The organism is Pseudomonas sp. EL_65y_Pfl2_R96 (assembly GCF_963970905.1).
In the GTDB taxonomy this organism is placed as follows: Bacteria; Pseudomonadota; Gammaproteobacteria; order Pseudomonadales; family Pseudomonadaceae; genus Aquipseudomonas.
The window spans coordinates 1-543 of sequence record NZ_CAXAQH010000203.1; the positions used below are offsets into that span (position 1 = coordinate 1).

At 60.6% G+C, this 543-nt stretch carries 1 protein-coding gene; it reads right to left on the reverse strand.

The window, feature by feature from the left end:
* On the reverse strand, window positions 1-543 hold a 543-nt coding region (locus AACY49_RS30225; protein ID WP_339527916.1), incomplete at both ends, for a GGDEF domain-containing protein.

The window sequence follows — 543 nt, forward strand, 5'->3', positions numbered from 1 at the left end:
TGTACAAGGCGTAACCGTTGCGCCCGTTGCTCTTGGCCTTGAACAGCGCAGCATCGGCATTGCGCAGCAGTTGTTCGGCGCTCAGCGCATCGCTGGGAAACATGCTGATGCCGACACTGGCGTTGATGAACAACTCATGACCTTCGATACAAAACGGCTCTTTGAGCGCGTCGAGAATGCGCCGGGCCAACGCCGCTGCCTGCACCAGTTGTGGACAACACTCGGCCAGCACCGCGAATTCATCGCCTCCGAGTCGCGCCAGAGTGATGCCGGGACCGAACAAGTCCTGCAACCGCGCAGCCACGGACTTGAGCAGTCGATCACCGACGTTGTGACCGAGGCTGTCGTTGATCATCTTGAAGTGATCCAGATCGAGCATCAGCAGGGCGCAGCCGCGTTTTTGGAGCTGCGCCGAGGCCAGCGCCTGCTCGGCGCGGTCGCTGAACAGCAGGCGATTGGGCAGATCGGTCAGCGGATCGTGGTGAGCGAGGTGCTTGAGTTCATGCTCGGAGTGCTTGATCGCACTGATGTCGGAGAACACCG